The organism is Methylobacterium sp. WL12 (assembly GCF_008039475.1).
In the GTDB taxonomy this organism is placed as follows: domain Bacteria; phylum Pseudomonadota; class Alphaproteobacteria; order Rhizobiales; family Beijerinckiaceae; genus Methylobacterium; species Methylobacterium cerastii.
Window position 1 is genome coordinate 1 of record NZ_VRUW01000225.1, and the last position, 849, is coordinate 849.

Genomic DNA, 849 nt, shown 5'->3' on the forward strand with positions numbered 1-849 from the left:
ATGTCGACGCTGCGCTTGCCGCCGCCACGCTTGGCTGGAGGGATCAGAGGCTCGATCAGCGCCCACTCGTCATCCGTCAGGTCGCTCGGATAACGAAGCTCGCTTCGATCGTAGCGGGTCCGGTTCTCAGTCGTCCACATCGGCAGCCTCCACACAGGCAGCCTTGAATCACAAACCCCTCACATCACTCAATATGTCGCCGGACAGACACTCAGATCACCCCGCGCATCATCCCCGCTGTGAAAGTGGCGAACGCGCTCGATGAACCGAACAGTTGGCGATTAGTGTATAATCAGAGATGAAGATGCATTAGCCTGAGCCATCATTGGTCCGATCCCGAAGATAGTAGTAACGGCTAGGAAGTAATTCGTGTATGATGTCGACTGGCAGAAGGGTGCGATTTCAATACTGATAGGAAACCTCCTCTTCCTGCGCTTCCATGATCTGACGCCGGTCCCGGGGCGCCTCTTTCGGAAACAATTTACGAGAAGCTCAATGCGCTCTTCCGCGCCGCGAGCCGGTGCTGAGCTAATGCCGAGGATAGCCGCTTCGTCGGCGGACGTGCAGTCTCATCCCTTTCGGGTTATGATCCCTGGTCGAGCGTTGCCATGCTAGACGCTGACACGGCGTGCGATTGGTCGGGATAGGACTAGCGGCAATACTTCTTCATCCGCGATTATGGTCCGCATCAGCCATTGTCGATGCAACTCGGAGATGTAGCCGCCGACACTTGAATCGCTCCAACCGCACAACGCAGTGCTGGGAATTTACTTTCTATTCCACAAAATCAAATTGATAAGACCAGCAATGAATATTGGCAATCTCGTTTTAGGCAGTATTATATTATAT

At 53.7% G+C, this 849-nt stretch carries 1 pseudogene; it reads right to left on the minus strand.

Annotated elements, in window-relative coordinates:
* Positions 1-140 (minus strand): annotated as a pseudogene (locus FV226_RS27625) (IS5/IS1182 family transposase); the annotation flags it as partial.
* Positions 141-849 lie beyond the last annotated feature (709 nt).